Genomic DNA, 17,255 nt, shown 5'->3' on the forward strand with positions numbered 1-17,255 from the left:
AATTATTATTTACATTAAACTTTAATATTGTGTATTAATATAACGAATTCCCTAATTTTTGGAAAATAAAATATTAACTAAAAAAGATAATCATAAGTTTTTTTCAAAAAATAGTAAAAATAAAAATGAAATATAACAAATGATGGGGATAGATAAAACCAGCACCAAATGATTAATAAACAAGCAAGCAAAAACCTACAATGAGAAGATTTTATTCTTAAAGGAGAGTTGCAAAATGGCTATAAAACGTATTACTCGTGGTAAATTCACGCGCATGAAACAATTATCAAATCAAGATGGTATTATTGCAGCATTAGCGATTGATCAACGTGGTTCAATGGTTAAAATGATGGAATCTGCTGTTGGAAAAGATCGTTATCATATCGATATGGTGTATGAATTTAAAGAACTTGTTTCTCAAGAATTAACTAAATATGTTAGTGCAATTTTGTTAGATGAAGAATATGGTTTTAAAGGCATGGCAGCTAAAAATAGCAATGCTGGATTAATCATGTCATACGAAAAAACAGGATATGATGCCAATACTCCAGGACGATTACCCGATATTTTGCCTGAGGATTCATTACAACGCCTAATAAAAAAAGGTGCCGATGCCGCAAAAGTATTGGTTTATTATAATCCGGATGATCCTCAAGATATTTTAGACAAAAAACATGCTTTTTTAGAACGTTTAGGCAATGAAGCTAGAGCTGCTGATATTCCTGTATTTGTTGAACCGATTGTATATGATAACGTGATAACCGATGATAAAAGTCCTGAATTTGCAAAAATCAAACCTCAAAAAGTCATCAATACGATAAAAGAGTTTACTAAAGAACAGTATTATATTGATATTTTAAAACTCGAAGTTCCCGTATTGTTTAAGAATGTAGAAGGCTTTAACGACAACAATGTAGTTGTTTACACACAAAAACAAGCTGCTGACTATTTTAAACAAGCAAGTGAAGTAGCAACCCGCCCTTTTATATATTTAAGTGCTGGTGTACCAACAAAGACCTTCCACCAAGAACTTATTTTTGCCGGTGAAAATGGCGCCAAATATAGCGGCATCCTTGGAGGGAGAGCAACATGGTTTGAAGGTATTGCAGCCTATGCTAATGGCGGTAAAGAAGGTTTAAAACTTTGGCTAGATCAAACTGGTCGTGAAAATGTTGAGCATCTCAATAAGATATTAAAACAATATGCAACACCTTGGTATGATATTTATGGTGGTAAAGATAGTATTGAAATTATTGATCTTGAATTAGGAAATTGATTAACATTAACCAATTATTTATAGTTATAATATAGTTGGTTATAATTAGAGAAAAAAGCTTTTCCTATTATCTGTTTTATCGTTCCGTCAATCAACATTGGCGGAATTTTATTTTTAAACAAGATTTCCTATAGTTCCTATTGTTACTAATTAAATCATTTTATTAAAAATGCAACCTAAGCAGAGTTGATATATAATATGAAAAAATAAATATCAGCAGAGATAACTTTATAGTGCCTAAAAAAAATGCCTCACTACAAAATAAAAATCTCATTGAACAGTTTTTAAACTCAATATGGTTAGAACGTAATTTAGCTGAAAATACGATTGATTCTTACAAACTTGATTTATTATCACTTAGTCAATCACTACAACAGCAAGATGTCAGCTTCCTTACAGCAGAAACACATAATTTACAATATTTTTTAATGCAACGAGTTAATGATGGTTATAAAACCAGCAGCTCCGCTCGTTTGCTTAGTGCTACTAAACGTTTCTTTCAATATTTATATCAAGAAAATTACCGCAACGATGATCCAACCGCCGTTCTTTCATCACCAAAATTAGCAAAGAAGCTACCTAAAGATCTTACTGAATCACAAGTTGAAGCCTTGCTTAATTCACCCAATATTGAAGATTCAATCGAACTTCGTGATAAAGCAATGTTAGAGGTTCTTTATGCAACAGGTTTGCGTGTTTCCGAATTAGTTAATTTAGAAATCAGCGATATTAGTTTGCGTCAAGGCGTAGTAAGAGTAGTAGGTAAAGGCAATAAAGAACGTTTAGTGCCACTCGGCGAAGAGGCAATTTATTGGCTTGAGTATTATTTTAAATATGCTCGCGATGATCTATTAAAAAATGGGCCTGTAGATGTACTTTTTCCAAGTCGCTTAGGCAAAAAAATGACACGACAGACATTCTGGCATCGAATAAAATATTATGCGATACTAATTGATATAAATGTTGAATTACTTTCTCCTCATGTTCTTCGCCATGCTTTCGCAACGCATTTGCTTAATCACGGTGCAGATTTGCGCGTTGTTCAAATGCTATTGGGGCACAGTAGTTTGTCAACAACACAAATATATACACATGTCGCTACAGAAAGATTAAAACAGTTACATAGTAAACATCATCCTCGAGCTTAAAGCTTACAAAATAAGGATAATTAAATGAAAAAATTAATTTTAGGTTTAAGTATTGCATTAATTACAACGCCATTACTGGCAAGCAACAATGATATTTCCAATACAATGAAAAAATTAGGTTATGAAGACAAAGATTTTAAAATTTCAAATAGTCCAGTCAATGGATTAAAAAATGTGATGACCCCCGACGGTCTATTTTATGTTTCCGATGATGGTAAATACTTAACACAAGGTCCTATTTACAACTTTGAAGGTAACGAACCTGAAAATATTGCGAATAATAACAATTTAAACCTAATAAAATCAATTGAAAAAGATGCCATTGTTTACAAAGCGAAAAATGAAAAATATATCATTTTTGTATTTACTGATTATACCTGCCATTACTGCAAATTACTGCACGAAAATATTAACCAATATCTAGATGTGGGTATTTCAGTACACTATTTTGCTTTTCCTCGTGCTGGCGCTGATAGTGAGATAGGCAAAAATATGCAATCAATTTGGAGTATGGCTGATCGTAAATCGGCATTTGAAAAAGCCTATAAAGGCGAATCAATTTCTCCGGCAAATAGTATGATACCTTATGTAACCCAACAATTTAACATAGGTAGGCAGCTTGGTATTAATGGTACACCTGCGATTGTTTTACCAAATGGACAACTTGTTTCAGGTTATGTACCTGCAGACAAATTAATTGATATTTTAGCCAAAAAATCAACCAATTAATTTGTAGCAAATTTATAATAAATTAAAATTTAAGCTTAATGTGAAGATACATGTTAGCATAATGCTAACATTAAGAATATGAATAAACTACTACATCGTAAATTACCAGAATCACTTCCAGAGTTGTCAAAAGATATCCCATTATTATTGCGGAGAATTTTTGCCCTGCGTGGTATCACATGCATGCAAGAGCTTGATTATACGACACGAAATTTATGTAATTATGATAAGTTATATGGTATCGATAATGCAGTTGAAATTCTTTATACAGCAATGGTGAGTAATAAACGTATTATGATCGTTGGTGATTTTGATACCGACGGTGCGACGAGTACCGCTCTTGCTGTTAAAGCGCTAAAAGCAATGGGATGCCAATTTGTTGATTATATTATTCCAGATCGTTTTGAAGATGGTTATGGTTTAAGTATAAGTGTCGTTGAAAAAGCTATTTTACAAAAAACAGATCTCATTATTACGGTAGACAATGGTATTTCAGCAGTTGATGCAGTTGAATTTGCTAAGCAAGCTAACTTGACAGTAATTATTACTGATCACCATTTATGTCCCGAACAATTGCCAAATGCCGATGCGATAATTAATCCTAATTTGCCGGATTGTTCTTTTCCATCTAAACACTTAGCTGGTGTTGGTGTAACATTTTATTTTATGTTAGCGTTGCGCGCTAAATTACGACAAGAAAATTGGTTTTCTAACAAAAATTTGATCGAATATAATATTGCTAATTTATTAGATTTAGTGGCATTAGGTACCATTGCTGACGTAGTTAAACTTGATCATAATAACCGTATATTAGTTCACCAAGGTGTGAAAAGAATACGCTCAAATTATTGCTGTGAAGGAATCAAAGCATTATTACATATAGCCAAAAAAGACCCTTCTTCCTTTACCTCTACAGATCTCGCCTTTTATATTGCACCAAGATTAAATGCTGCAGGAAGAATGGATAATATGTCACTTGGCGTTGAATTATTACTTTGTGATAACTATGATATAGCGCTTAATAAAGCAACTGATCTTGATAATCTCAATAGTGATCGAAAGTTAATTGAGCAGGCTATGCACAAAGAAGCCTTAGCATTTGTTGAGGAAATAGAAAAGCAAAATATTTCTATTCCAAATTCTTTAGTTGTTTATCATCCTGATTGGCATCAAGGGATTATCGGTATATTATCAGCTCGTTTAAAAGATAAATATTACCGACCAGTTATTTCATTCGCTTCAGCACAAAATGGTTTTTTAAAAGGTTCTGGGCGTTCTATTCAAGGTGTTCATCTACGCGATCTACTTGACGAATTAGATCAAATGCACCCTGATCTTTTAGTCAGTTTTGGTGGTCATTCAATGGCTGTAGGTTTAACAATACGCGAAGAAAATTTAGCCTATTTTAGACAATGTTTTGATTCTCTTTTAGTTAACCGATTAAATTCAAATACATTAAATCAGGTTATTGAAACTGATGGTGAAGTAGATAAACAAGATTTTACCTATTCTATAGCTAAGCTGCTAAAAGAATCAGGACCATGGGGAGAAGGTTTTTCTGAACCAATTTTTGATGGTGAATTTGTTATTCACCAACAAAGATTATTAGCAGACAAACATTTAAAACTACTATTAGAACCCGTAAATAGTAGCATACTTATTGAAGGTATTGCGTTTAATGTCAACCGACTTGAGTGGCCAGATCATTCCATAAAAAAAGTTAAAATTGTTTACCATTTAGATGTTGATGAATTTCGAGGTAATCAAGCTGTTAAATTATTAATTAGGCATTTGTGGCCTATCGCTTAAGCAAGAAAAATCGATTATAATTATTAAATTGTTTCAAATTTACATAAAATGATTATTTGAAATAATATTGATAAAAATGAGATATTTTTACCTACAAAATTTTATACAAAATTAAGGACTAAAAATGCGTATTCATATTCTTGGAATTTGCGGCACATTTATGGCAGGAATTGCATTAATAGCTCGTTCACTTGGTCATAAAGTAACAGGATCAGATAAAAATGTATATCCTCCAATGAGCACCCTTTTAAAAAAAGAAAATATTGATATCATTGAAGGCTATGATCCATCGCAACTCAATCCTATACCAGATTTAGTAATTATTGGTAACGCATTATCAAGGGGCAATCCTTGTATTGAGTATATATTAGATAATAATATCCCTTACATTTCAGCACCGCAATGGTTGCATGATAACGTTTTACGAGATCGCTGGGTCATTGCCGTGGCAGGCACACATGGTAAAACCACAACAGCAGGGATGGTCAACTGGATTTTAGAAAAACAAGGTTATCAACAAGGTTTTATTATTGGTGGAGTACCGGGTAATTTTGATGTTTCCGCAAGGTTAGGAGAAAGTAACTTTTTTGTGATTGAAGCGGATGAATATGATTGTTCATTTTTTGATAAGCGATCAAAATTCATGCACTATTGCCCTAAAACACTTATCATGAACAATTTAGAATTTGATCATGCTGATATTTTTGATGATCTAAATTCTATTCAAAAACAATTTCATCATTTAGTACGATTAGTGCCAAGTAATGGACTTATTATATCACCTCATGAAGATGTAAATCTCAAGCAAGTACTTACCAAAGGCTGTTGGAGTGAACAAGTATTTACCGAGTCTGAAACTGGTTGGTTAGCACAACGAATTAATAATGATGCAAGTCATTTCGCCGTCTATTTAAATAGCCAAAAGGTGGGGGAAGTTGAATATTCACTTGTAGGTGAACATAATATGCATAATGCGTTAATGGCAATAGCTGCAGCTTATAATGTTGGTATTAAACCTGATGATGCTTGTTTAGCTCTCAGTTCTTTTGTTAATGCTAAACGGCGTTTAGAACTTTATGGTGAAGTCAATCATATTGAAATTTATGACGATTTTGCTCATCATCCAACAGCTATCTTAGCTACACTTGAAGCACTACGCAGTAAAATTGGCGCAAACCGCCGTATTCTTGCTGTATTAGAGCCTCGTTCAAATACTATGAAATTAGGTATATCGAAAGATGAATTAGCGCCATCATTAGGTCGTGCTGATGAAGTTTTTATATTCCAACCTGAACAATTACCCTGGTTAGTGGCTGATGTTGTTGATGCCTGTATTCAGCCTGCATATTGGTCAGGTGATATCGATTTACTTGTTGAAATGATAACTAAATCAGCTAAATCAACTGATGCAATTTTAATTATGAGTAATGGTGGCTTTGGCGGTATTCATAAAAAGATTTTAAAAAAATTAGAAAAACAAGAAATTAAAGAACGCGAAGAGCAACAATCAATTTAGAAAATACTCAATATTTATAAGATATATCATGTCGTATGGCATATCTTATAAATATACATTTTAATAATTACATCTATTTAATCTTTACTCTTCCAACAATTTTTTACTCACAAAAGATATCAATTAAGCTAACAATTAAAAGAAATTTCCTATCAATTTATATTAACAAACACTTTTAATCCCAAAACCACAAAATATTAATAGTTAACATAGTAATTAAATTTAAGTAATTTATACTTATACTTTTTTTCTTGCCTTAAATTAACGACTAAACTAATTTATTATTAATCTACTGTTATCTCGTCAATTAATAATAAAATTACTTTAGTGTTGCGCTAGGTGCTGCTAAACTAACTAGCATTTTTTAGTATATTTTTAAATATAATTATTTTTTCAGGATAAATTTATGCGAACCAGTAAATACCTTCTTTCTACGCTAAAAGAAACTCCTGCTGATGCTGAAGTCATTAGCCATCAATTAATGTTACGTGCAGGCATGATCCGAAAAGTGGCTGCTGGTTTATATACCTGGCTTCCCACTGGTTACCGTGTACTTAAAAAAGTAGAAAATATTGTTCGTGAAGAGATGAATAAAGCCGGTGCAATAGAAGTATTAATGCCAGTTGTACAGCCTGCTGATATTTGGCAAGAAAGCGGACGTTGGGAACAATATGGCCCTGAATTATTACGTATTAAAGATCGTGGCGACCGTGATTTTGTATTAGGTCCAACTCATGAAGAAGTGATTACTGACTTACTGCGTAATGAAGTTAGCTCATATAAACAATTACCACTTAACGTGTATCAGATTCAAACCAAATTTCGAGATGAAGTACGCCCTCGCTTTGGTGTGATGCGTTCACGTGAATTTATTATGAAAGATGCATACTCTTTCCATACTACACAAGAATCATTACAAGAAACTTATGATGAGATGTATAAAGCCTATAGCGCAATTTTTACACGTGCAGGTTTAAACTTTAGAGCGGTGCGTGCTGATACAGGATCAATTGGTGGCAACTGGTCACATGAGTTCCAAGTATTAGCCGACAGTGGCGAAGATGATATTGTTTTTTCAACCGAATCTGATTATGCGGCTAACATAGAAATGGCTCAAGCATTAGCACCAACACAAAAACGCACTGAACCTACAAAAGCAATGGAGTTAGTCGATACTCCTAATGCCAAAACTATTGACGAATTAGTCGAACAATTCAATTTGCCGATTGAAAAAACTGTAAAAACCTTGATGGTTAAAGCCACGAAAGAGAGTGGCCATCAATTAGTAGCTTTACTGGTTCGAGGTGATCATACATTAAACGAAATCAAAGCCGAAAAAATCGATATCGTTGCCTCACCACTAGAATTTGCAACCGAAGAAGAAATCCGTACGATTGTGAATGCCGGACCAGGCTCATTAGGTCCAATTAACTTAAATATGCCAGTTATTATTGACCGTGACGTGGCTGTGATGAGCGATTTTAGCGCTGGTGCCAATATCGATCATAAACACTATTTTAATATCAATTGGGAACGTGACACTGCTTTACCTCGCATTGAAGACATCCGTAATGTGGTTGAAGGAGATCTTAGCCCTGATGGCAAAGGCACATTACAAATTAAACGAGGTATTGAAGTGGGACATATCTTCCAACTTGGCACAAAATATTCACAAGCAATGAAAGCAACAGTCCAAGGTGAAGATGGACAAAACCACGTTATGATTATGGGTTGCTACGGCATTGGTGTAAGCCGAATTGTAGCTGCTGCAATTGAACAATGTCATGACGATCGTGGTATTGTATGGCCAGAAGCGATTGCTCCATTTAGCGTTGTCATTATTCCAATGAACATGCACAAATCCGAAAAAGTTCAAGCAACAGCCGAAAAGCTTTATGCTGATTTACAAGCTGCTGGCATTGAAGTTTTATTTGACGATCGAAAAGAGCGCCCTGGCGTAATGTTTGCTGATGCGGAACTAATCGGGATCCCTCATACTATCGTAATTGGTGAACGCAACCTCAATAATGGAGAAGTGGAATACAAACACCGTTCAGGTGGTGATAAAGTAATGGTGAAAGTTAACAACATCATTGAATTTATCCAAAACCGCTGTCAAAAAGCATAATAAAGCCACTCATAAAAATCAAAATAACAACAACAAATTAATCCAGTTGTTGTTATTTTACCAATTCAAGAATAGGCATTATTATTCGTAACACATGTTACATCAAATAAGTTAAACCTCTAATTATAAATTCAAAGTGATATTGTTATTTTTTTCAGCTAGAATAAATTAACGCAACTCTTATTTTAATTGGTTAGAATAATGTTAAAAAAAACAATTGCATTGATATTATCCACCTCATTATTATTACAAAGTACATCTATTGTTTATGCTGATAATATCAATCTCCCCGATATAGGAACTGCTGCTGCATCAACACTAAATATTGGTCAAGAAATGGAAATGGGCGATTATTATATGCGAATGTTACGAGCACAAGCCCCTATCATCGAAGATCCAATCTTGAATCAATACATTAATGATTTAGGAAAAAAATTAGTTTCAAAATCAGAATCAGTACAAACACCTTTCCATTTTTATATTATGCAAAGTGATATGCTTAATGCCTTTGCTTTTTTTGGTGGTAATGTTGTTATTCATTCGAAACTTATTTTAGACACAGATAACGAAAGTCAATTAGCATCGGTTATGGCACATGAAATTGGTCATGTAACACAACGCCATTTAGCTCGATCAATGGAAGCTCAAAACCGCAATAGCCCTTATATTTGGGGAGCTACGCTGGGTTCAATCTTACTTACATTGGCTAATCCTGAAGCAGGTATTGCTGCCATGACAAGTACTATAGCAGGATCAACTCAAAGTAAAATTAGTTTTACACAAAGTAATGAACAAGAAGCTGATAGGGTTGGTCTTAGGACGCTTGCTAAAGCCGGATTTGATCCTTATGCTTCATCAGAATTTCTACAAAAACTTGCCGATCAAAGCCGATTTAGTAGTAAGGCTCCCGAAATTTTACTTACTCACCCATTACCTAACAGCCGATTAACCGATATTCGAAATCGTTCATTGCAATATAGCAAAAAAAATGTATCTCCGTCATTAAACTACTATTTAGCGAAAGCTCGATTGGCCATATTAATGGCTAAAAATAAAAATACCGCAAAGCTATTAGTTGAAGATTATAAAAAACTAAACAATGAACAAAGTAAAACAGCTATTATTTATGCTAATGCTTTAGCAGATAATCTAAGTGGAAATAATCAAAAAGCGAAACAACAACTACAGCCATTATTAGATAGTGATCCCAATAATATTTGGTATATTGATTTAATGACTGATATTGATTTAGCGCTCAACAATAGCAGTACTGCAATAACTCGCCTACAGGCAGCATTAAAAAAAGCACCAAATAGTTCTACATTGCAACTAAACTTAGCTAATGCGTATATAAAAAACAAAAACTATCAACAAGCCGTAAGCTTGTTACATCGCTATACTTTTGACCATAACGATGACTCAAATGGATGGGAATTACTCGTCACTGCTTACGGGGGATTACATGCAAGAGCAAAAGAAATGAGTGCTAGAGCGGAATTAATTGCATTAGAAGGTCAATTTCAACAATCCATTCAACTATTACAAAATGCTAAGAATCAAACAAAAGGCGATCAGACAATGATTTCCAAAATTGATGCAAGAATTAATCAATTAAAACAGCTACAAAAACGTTATGCAGCTTATAAACGATAATTTTATTAACAAAACCCTCTCGACTAATTATTTACACACCCATTAGTCGAGAAGATAACAAAATACTTATTTATCAGCTAAATGATCCACATTATTGAAGAATTTTACAGTAAATTTCCCTTCAGATTGTTCATTACCTTGCTTATAATTAACCACACTAATGCTAGTATTTAGCATTCGAGGGAAATAATCCTCATCACGATGTAAACGCCAATCACCACCATTTAAAACACAAAGTAATATGCGTAATACAGTACCGTGTGAGACAACCAAAATATCACCGGTATTTTGGGGTGCGTTTTTTACAATGATATTTAACGCTTGCTTCATACGCCCTAGTATATCAAGATAATTTTCGCCCTGATTGACTGAAGCATCAAAATTAGCCGGTTCAGTTAAATAAATGTTAAATTCGGGCACTTCTTGTTTTAAGGTCGGTACATGTTTACCTTCCCAAATACCAAAATCCATCTCACGCAAATCAGCAAGCTCAAAAGTAGGAATAGCAATATTATTTTCATTAACAATATAATCGCGGGTTTCCATAGCTCGTTGTTGTGTACTTGAGTATGCTTGAATAAAAGGAACATTTTTTAAATATTGTCCAGTCAATTTAGCACCTAAAATACCTTGTTCAGTTAACGGTGAGTTTTTAGAGCCTTGCATCTGATCTTTAATATTCCACTGCGTTTGCCCATGCCTAATTAAATATAAATTAATATCTTTCATTCGTAGTAACTACCTTTTTTATTTTAAGATTCTGTTTTTTGATATTTATCTTTTCTTAGATATGACAAGCAAGCCTGCAAAACATCATCCATTGGTGCATTTAATTGCATCTCTTGCAAATTTTTAGGATGAATAAACCTTACACTTGCTGCATGTAAAAATAAACGATTAAGCTTCGTATCAGCTAATAACCCATCAAATTGTCTATCGCCATAACGATCATCAAAAGCAATTGGATGATTAGCGTATTGAGTATGTATGCGAATTTGGTGTGTACGACCAGTAACAGGGCTAGCTTTAATCAAAGTAGCAAAATTGAAACGCTCCTCAACTTTAAAGCGCGTTTCAGAAGGCTTACCCTCTTTATCAACCTTCACCACACGCTCACCGCTTTTTAATACATTTTTAAGCAATGGAGCTTGTATCACTTTACATTCAGAAGGCCAATTTCCCTTAACAAGCGCCAAATAATTTTTTTGTATTTGTTTAAGGCGCAACTGCTCGTGTAACGCTTTTAGTGCTGAGCGTTTTTTAGCAATCAATAACACGCCCGATGTTTCGCGATCTATGCGATGCACCAACTCTAAAAATTTCGCTTCAGGTCTTAAGGCGCGTAATCCTTCAATCACGCCAAAACTTAGGCCACTACCGCCATGAACAGCAATACCTGATGGCTTATTAATTGCCAACATTACCTCATCTTCATAGATGATTGCCTTTTCTAAATCAGCGACTTTATTAAGCTTGGTCGAAATTTCTGGTGTAGATTTTTCAATCATACGAACAGGAGGGATACGAATCTCATCGCCAATGTTTAATTTATATTCAGGTTTAATCCGTTTTTTATTAACACGAACCTCACCCTTTCTTAAAATGCGATAAACCATACTTTTTGGTACACCTTTTAAATAGGTGATTAAAAAGTTATCAATACGCTGTGTCGCATTTTCCTCAGAAATAGTAACAAATGAGACTTGTAGTTTTGTATGTGGAGCATTTGAGTCCATAAGAAGTACTTAATCCGCTATAAGTAAATAAAAGTCGTTTACATTATTAGAAAATAAACTACACTACTTCCAATCAAGGAATAAATCAGTTATTTTCAGCATAATTAAAGTTAACTAATTATAACGGAATCTGGGAGAATTAAATAGTATGCTATTACAACTTAACCAATATTCACAAGGAAGATTTGCTTGGTTTTTACTTTTCTTTTCAACTTTTGCTTTTGAATTAATAGCGCTTTACTTTCAACATGGCTTAGGACTTGCTCCTTGTACACTCTGTATTTATCAACGTTGTGCTATTTATGGAATTATGCTTGCAAGCATTATTGGGCTCATCACACCTAATAAAATAACCTTTAGATTAGTTGGGATTTTTGTTTGGATTTATAGTGCTTACAAGGGCTTTGGATTAGCTACACTCCATGCACACTTACAATTTGAACCAAATCTCGCTGATACTTGTGCAATTAATGTGGAATTTCCCTCTTGGCTGTCATTAAATTCTTGGTTGCCTAGCATGTTTAACTCTTATGGCTCCTGCTCTGATAGAGTTTGGACATTTTTAACTATTGAAATGTCACAGTGGATGATCATCATCTTTGCTTCTTATCTTATTGTTGGCTTGATTGTGCTGTTCTCACAGATTTTTTCGCCAAAAAATACAATGAAAAATAAGTAAAATTTGCATTCAACTAGCACTTTTTTTTGAATTTGTTAAAATATGTGACAATTTCATTTTACAAATTGTCACATTTAAATGCTTTTGGAATATCACCCCCCCATTGATCCTTGGCTATCTGTTTTATATCAAGACGACCATATTGTGGTTGTAAATAAACAACCGGGTATTTTGTCGGTTTCAGGCAATAAACCTCAATTTATTGATAGTATTATTCACCGATTGCAACAAAAATATAGCTACGTCGAATCCGTGCATCGGTTAGATATGGCGACCAGTGGTATCATGGTTGCCGCACTTTCTAAACTCGCCGATCGAGAGATAAAAAAACAGTTTCGTGAACGTATCCCTAAAAAAAACTATATTGCTGTTGTGCATGGACATCTTGAACAAGATTCTGGTCGTGTTGAATTACCACTAATTTGTGATTGGCCCAATCGACCAAGGCAAATGGTCGATTTAGAAAATGGCAAACATGCGCTGACAGAATATCAAGTTATTTCACGCAATCCTGACAACACAACTCGAGTGAAATTATTTCCTTTTACTGGGCGATCACATCAATTACGGGTACATATGCAAGCCATTGGTCACCCTATTTTAGGCGATAAATTCTATGCCCACCCTGAAGCCTTTGCTATGTCAAAAAGGTTGCTATTACATGCTCAATTACTAACAATTAACCATCCTAAAACAGGCGAAAGTATGACGTTTAGCTGTGAGCCTGATTTTTAAAAAAGCAGGAATATAAAATTAGCAATCGTTATATATAATCTACTCAAATCAGTAACAGATAACTAACTGATATAAAGGAAATTAAAATGCAAAAAATTGTTTTAGCAACGAATAATCAAGGTAAAGTCAATGAATTGCAAGCATTACTCGCTAATGCCGGTTTTGATATTATTGCACAAAGCCAATTTAATGTACCGGATGCCGACGAAACAGGTTTAACATTTATTGAAAATGCACTTTTAAAGGCAAGACATGCCTCCAAATTCACTGGATTACCAGCTATTGCTGATGATTCTGGATTATCGGTAGATGCTCTAAAGGGTCAGCCAGGAATCTATTCTGCACGTTATGCTGGTGAACATGGGAATGATAAAAGCAATAATCAAAAGCTATTAGATGCACTACAAAATGTTCCGAAAGAAAAACGTACAGCTTACTTTTATTGTGCATTAGTTTTTATGCGAAACGAAAGCGATCCAACTCCAATTATCTGCTTGGGAAAATGGCAAGGTTTAATCTTAAATGAAGCTCAAGGTGAAGGCGGTTTTGGTTATGATCCAATTTTTTATATCCCAGAACTTAATTTCACAGCAGCACAGCTCTCGAAAGAACACAAAAACCAGATTTCTCACAGAGGGCAAGCTCTTAAGCAATTAATTAAGAAAATCAAAACTGAGCCTTTTTAAAAAAATTTTGTTTATACTATTATTATTTTTAATCAGAATTACCCATTTGGAAATAAACAGTATATAATTAAAGCATCAATCATTTTGGAGTTGATATAGTGATTCTAATGATAGTAAGTGGTCGTTCTGGCTCAGGAAAATCTATTGCATTACGAGCCCTAGAAGATATGGGGTTTTATTGTGTTGATAATATTCCTATTGTTTTATTACCTCAGTTAGCCGATACTTTAAAGAATAACAATACACCTGTTGCTGTCAGTATTGATATTCGAAACTTACCTGCAAATTCTGATTTTAATCATGATATATTTCAACGTTTGCCCGAATCTGTCACGCCTGAAATTATTTTTTTTGATTGTAGTCGTAATACATTAATACGGCGCTATAGTGAAACAAGGCGAATACATCCTTTAACTAATCAACAATATTCACTTGAAGAAGCTATTGATCTTGAAAAAAAATATTTAGAACCCCTGAAATCAAATGCAAGTTTAGTCATTAATACTGATAATCTTTCTGTTCATGAATTATCAGATATCTTAAGATCACGGGTTCTAGGAAAAAAAGAAAGAGAACTCACTATTATTTTTGAATCATTTGGTTTTAAATATGGTTTGCCTATTGATGCCGATTTTGTATTTGATGTGCGTTTTTTACCTAATCCACATTGGAATGCCAGTTTACGTCCCTTAACAGGTCTAGATGAACCCGTAAAAAGCTATTTATTAAATCATGATGAAGTTACCAATTTTATTTATCAAACTGCTAATTATTTAAAACAATGGTTTCCAATGTTAGAAAAAAATAATCGCAGTTATTTAACTATTGCTATTGGTTGTACTGGTGGTCAACATCGCTCCGTTTTCATTGCTGAAAGATTAGCTGAAATTTTCAGAGCACAAAATAAGCAGGTACAAATTCGTCATCGCACATTAGAAAAAAGATAATATATTTTACTAAATTGTTTTTTATATTTTTCAAAAATATCTTTTAAAATTATTTTTGACCTTTTAGTTAATGGAGTAGCTAAGTGACTTATGCTAACTAACTCAATATCAGCAGGTAAATTGGCTAACTTGAATTTTAATGCATTAATCGTTTGTGGATAAGGATGACCTATTGCGATAGCATATCCATTGTTGCGCGCAAGTGAAATAGCCAAATCAACTTGATACCTAATTGCTTTTTCGCTTTGGTCATCATCTAAAAATACATCTCTGACAACAACAGGAATATTATAATTATGGGCTGCTGCTTTTACCTGTGTTTTGCCAATGGTTTTACTATCCAAAAAAAACATTGAATACTGACTTAATGCTTTCATAACATATTCCATTCCTTTTTGGTTTGATGTCATCAAACTCCCCATATGGTTATTGACACCAATTGCATAAGGCACTCGCTCGACAGCATTATCAATAATTCGGCTTATTTCTGCTTCAGTCATATGAGGAAACAACGTATATTTCTCTAATGGCTGTTTACCTAAAGGAGCCATAGGTAGGTGGATAATCACATCATTCCCATGTTGATGAGCCATTGTAGCAATGCGCTTGGCATTAGGAGAATAAGGTAAAACTGCAATGGTAATATGAGAAGATAATGCAATAATTTGTTCTTCATAGCGTTGGCGATATCCAAAATCATCCATAACAATAGCGAGCTTTGCTGCCCATACATTTTGTATATTTAATATCCAAAAATTTAAAATTAATATACAGACCAAATGTTTCTTCATTTCAGCCACCCACTCGGATCAAGAGCCTTACCATCTCGACGAATCTCAAAATAAAGGGCCGGTATATTTTGCCCTCCACTCGATCCTACAAGAGCTATCGATTGCCCACTTTTAATTTTATCTCCTACATTCACTAATACTCGTTGATTATATCCATATAAACTCATGTCCCCTTTACCATGCTCAATAGCCACAATAAAACCATACCCTTGTAACCAGTTAGCTAAAATTACTCGCCCATCAGTAATTGCTTTAACTTGAGTACCATCTACGGCATTAATTACCAAACCTTTCCAATGCAGCTCGCCTTGTAAAGACTCACCATATTGATGAACAACAGTTCCACTTACAGGCCAATTGAATTGATGTTGCGGCTTACCAATTCCACTTACCCTTGCCATCAGGGCTTTTTCATCTGAGCTGAGAATATAATTAGTATTTTTTTGCTTTTCGGCAATATATTGAGCTTGCATTTCTTCTTCTTCAGCAATGCGTCTACTATCTTGTTCAGCTTGCGCAATTTTAGCTTGTAATTTTGCTTCGTTTTCACGTAAATTTGCTAATTTTTGTTTATTCGCCTGCATTGATGACTCAAGAAACATAATTGTTTTTTGCCGTTTTTTCCAATTTATTTCAAGCCGTTTTTGCTCCTTTTTTTGTTGATTTTGCATTGTTTTATGAGAAGCCTGCATTTTCTGCAATTCACTTTTCTTTTCATCTAATTGCATTTGTGTTATTTGAATATCACGAATTTGTTGTTGTCTTACTTCATTAATGTAACCATAATAAGAGATAATACGTTCATTACGTTCACTTTTTTCACCGGAGAAAATCAGTTCTAATCCTGCTGCCTTTCCTATTTTGAATGCACTTTCAATTTGTTTTGCCAATACTTCTTGTTGCTGTTTTTGCTTAATCTTCAAGACATCAATCTGCTTTATCAATTCATTAATTTGTTCGTTAAATTTCTTTAGTAATAAACTATTTTTCTCAATTAATGTTAGCAAGTTGGCTATTTCGGTTTCTTGTTCTTTTAATGCTTTCACTAATTGTGAACGCTCTTTGCTCTGCTGAGCTAAACGATTTTCTTGCTCTTCAATCGAGCGACGTAAGGATTCTAACTTTTGATTATCATCAGCGTAAACAGAATTAATTTTGATGGCCAAAATTAAAGTGATAACAAAAAATTTTAGATAAATAGACATGGCGTTTTATTTATAATTTATTACCAAGTATTAATGATAATGTCACTATACCTACAAATTGGTAAAGATGCAAAATCAAAAGCCTATTAGATTATTAGATGATAATGATTGAATGATATAGTAAGATTGCACGATTAGAGATTTCACAAGCAACAAGAAAAAGTATAAAATACAGCACTATTTAAATTATCGAAAATATCAATTCAACCATTAAGAT

The 17,255-nt window shown here is 33.7% G+C and carries 15 protein-coding genes; 11 read left to right on the forward strand and 4 right to left on the reverse strand.

Going from position 1 to position 17,255, the window contains the following annotated elements:
* Nucleotides 1-241: 241 nt before the first annotated feature.
* The 7 genes from A9G48_RS04385 to A9G48_RS04415 all read left to right on the forward strand — a co-directional run bounded on the left by A9G48_RS04385 (nt 242) and on the right by A9G48_RS04415 (nt 10,259).
* Nucleotides 242-1,276: a tagatose 1,6-diphosphate aldolase gene (locus A9G48_RS04385; protein WP_176701990.1), complete on the forward strand. Its 1,035-nt coding sequence runs from the start codon at nt 242-244 to the stop codon at nt 1,274-1,276.
* Nucleotides 1,277-1,509: 233 nt separating this feature from the next.
* On the forward strand, nt 1,510-2,424 hold the full coding sequence (gene xerD, locus A9G48_RS04390; RefSeq protein ID WP_034946882.1) for a site-specific tyrosine recombinase XerD: 915 nt from the start codon (nt 1,510-1,512) through the stop codon (nt 2,422-2,424).
* A gap of 24 nt (nt 2,425-2,448) precedes the next feature.
* Complete coding sequence (gene dsbC / locus A9G48_RS04395; RefSeq protein WP_034946885.1) at nt 2,449-3,153, forward strand: bifunctional protein-disulfide isomerase/oxidoreductase DsbC; 705 nt, start codon at nt 2,449-2,451, stop codon at nt 3,151-3,153.
* Nucleotides 3,154-3,231: 78 nt separating this feature from the next.
* Complete coding sequence (recJ, locus tag A9G48_RS04400; RefSeq protein ID WP_051825316.1) at nt 3,232-4,962, forward strand: single-stranded-DNA-specific exonuclease RecJ; 1,731 nt, start codon at nt 3,232-3,234, stop codon at nt 4,960-4,962.
* A 124-nt stretch (nt 4,963-5,086) separates the two neighbouring features.
* On the forward strand, nt 5,087-6,478 hold the full coding sequence (mpl, locus tag A9G48_RS04405) for a UDP-N-acetylmuramate:L-alanyl-gamma-D-glutamyl-meso-diaminopimelate ligase (protein WP_034946889.1): 1,392 nt from the start codon (nt 5,087-5,089) through the stop codon (nt 6,476-6,478).
* A 406-nt stretch (nt 6,479-6,884) separates the two neighbouring features.
* Nucleotides 6,885-8,606, forward strand: coding sequence for a proline--tRNA ligase (proS, locus tag A9G48_RS04410; RefSeq protein WP_065575821.1), 1,722 nt, complete (start codon nt 6,885-6,887; stop codon nt 8,604-8,606).
* A 201-nt stretch (nt 8,607-8,807) separates the two neighbouring features.
* A complete protein-coding gene (locus A9G48_RS04415; protein WP_034946894.1) occupies nt 8,808-10,259 on the forward strand; it encodes a beta-barrel assembly-enhancing protease in 1,452 nt (483 codons plus the stop codon).
* 66 nt (nt 10,260-10,325) lie between these two features.
* Here A9G48_RS04415 and A9G48_RS04420 read toward each other — a convergent pair whose 3' ends face one another.
* Both A9G48_RS04420 and rluC read right to left on the reverse strand, forming a co-directional pair.
* On the reverse strand, nt 10,326-10,988 hold the full coding sequence (locus tag A9G48_RS04420) for a histidine phosphatase family protein (RefSeq protein WP_034946897.1): 663 nt from the start codon (nt 10,986-10,988) through the stop codon (nt 10,326-10,328).
* A gap of 23 nt (nt 10,989-11,011) precedes the next feature.
* Nucleotides 11,012-11,995, reverse strand: a complete 984-nt coding sequence (gene rluC / locus A9G48_RS04425) for a 23S rRNA pseudouridine(955/2504/2580) synthase RluC (RefSeq protein WP_034946900.1) — start codon at nt 11,993-11,995, stop codon at nt 11,012-11,014.
* A gap of 148 nt (nt 11,996-12,143) precedes the next feature.
* Here rluC and dsbB point away from each other — a divergent pair, with 148 nt between their 5' ends.
* The 4 genes from dsbB (at nt 12,144) to rapZ (ending at nt 15,042) form a co-directional block, all read left to right on the forward strand.
* Nucleotides 12,144-12,674 carry a disulfide bond formation protein DsbB gene (gene dsbB, locus A9G48_RS04430; protein ID WP_034946902.1) on the forward strand — a complete coding sequence of 177 codons (531 nt, stop codon included), beginning with the start codon at nt 12,144-12,146 and terminating at the stop codon, nt 12,672-12,674.
* Nucleotides 12,675-12,752: 78 nt separating this feature from the next.
* Nucleotides 12,753-13,409 carry a bifunctional tRNA pseudouridine(32) synthase/23S rRNA pseudouridine(746) synthase RluA gene (gene rluA / locus A9G48_RS04435; protein ID WP_034946903.1) on the forward strand — a complete coding sequence of 219 codons (657 nt, stop codon included), beginning with the start codon at nt 12,753-12,755 and terminating at the stop codon, nt 13,407-13,409.
* A gap of 86 nt (nt 13,410-13,495) precedes the next feature.
* Complete coding sequence (locus tag A9G48_RS04440; protein ID WP_034946905.1) at nt 13,496-14,095, forward strand: XTP/dITP diphosphatase; 600 nt, start codon at nt 13,496-13,498, stop codon at nt 14,093-14,095.
* 98 nt (nt 14,096-14,193) lie between these two features.
* Nucleotides 14,194-15,042 (forward strand): RNase adapter RapZ, encoded by an 849-nt coding sequence (rapZ, locus tag A9G48_RS04445; RefSeq protein ID WP_034946908.1) that lies wholly within the window; start codon nt 14,194-14,196, stop codon nt 15,040-15,042.
* Here rapZ and A9G48_RS04450 read toward each other — a convergent pair.
* Complete coding sequence (locus A9G48_RS04450; RefSeq protein WP_051825317.1) at nt 15,018-15,833, reverse strand: divergent polysaccharide deacetylase family protein; 816 nt, start codon at nt 15,831-15,833, stop codon at nt 15,018-15,020. The genes rapZ and A9G48_RS04450 overlap by 25 nt on opposite strands.
* Nucleotides 15,830-17,038 carry a murein hydrolase activator EnvC gene (envC, locus tag A9G48_RS04455; RefSeq protein WP_051825318.1) on the reverse strand — a complete coding sequence of 403 codons (1,209 nt, stop codon included), beginning with the start codon at nt 17,036-17,038 and terminating at the stop codon, nt 15,830-15,832. Before envC ends, A9G48_RS04450 begins: the two co-directional genes overlap by 4 nt.
* Nucleotides 17,039-17,255: the final 217 nt, after the last annotated feature.

It is taken from the genome of Gilliamella sp. wkB18 (genome assembly GCF_001690875.1).
GTDB lineage: Bacteria > Pseudomonadota > Gammaproteobacteria > Enterobacterales > Orbaceae > Gilliamella > Gilliamella apicola_A.

Coding starts and splice junctions, on each gene's coding strand:
- dsbC (WP_034946885.1), top strand. CDS start 2,449: ATGAAAAAATTAATTTTAGGTTTAAGTATTGCATTAATTACAACGCCA.
- recJ (WP_051825316.1), top strand. CDS start 3,232: ATGAATAAACTACTACATCGTAAATTACCAGAATCACTTCCAGAGTTG.
- mpl (WP_034946889.1), top strand. CDS start 5,087: ATGCGTATTCATATTCTTGGAATTTGCGGCACATTTATGGCAGGAATT.
- proS (WP_065575821.1), top strand. CDS start 6,885: ATGCGAACCAGTAAATACCTTCTTTCTACGCTAAAAGAAACTCCTGCT.
- A9G48_RS04415 (WP_034946894.1), top strand. CDS start 8,808: ATGTTAAAAAAAACAATTGCATTGATATTATCCACCTCATTATTATTA.
- A9G48_RS04420 (WP_034946897.1), bottom strand. CDS start 10,988: ATGAAAGATATTAATTTATATTTAATTAGGCATGGGCAAACGCAGTGG.
- rluC (WP_034946900.1), bottom strand. CDS start 11,995: ATGGACTCAAATGCTCCACATACAAAACTACAAGTCTCATTTGTTACT.
- dsbB (WP_034946902.1), top strand. CDS start 12,144: ATGCTATTACAACTTAACCAATATTCACAAGGAAGATTTGCTTGGTTT.
- rluA (WP_034946903.1), top strand. CDS start 12,753: ATGCTTTTGGAATATCACCCCCCCATTGATCCTTGGCTATCTGTTTTA.
- A9G48_RS04440 (WP_034946905.1), top strand. CDS start 13,496: ATGCAAAAAATTGTTTTAGCAACGAATAATCAAGGTAAAGTCAATGAA.
- A9G48_RS04450 (WP_051825317.1), bottom strand. CDS start 15,833: ATGAAGAAACATTTGGTCTGTATATTAATTTTAAATTTTTGGATATTA.
- envC (WP_051825318.1), bottom strand. CDS start 17,038: ATGTCTATTTATCTAAAATTTTTTGTTATCACTTTAATTTTGGCCATC.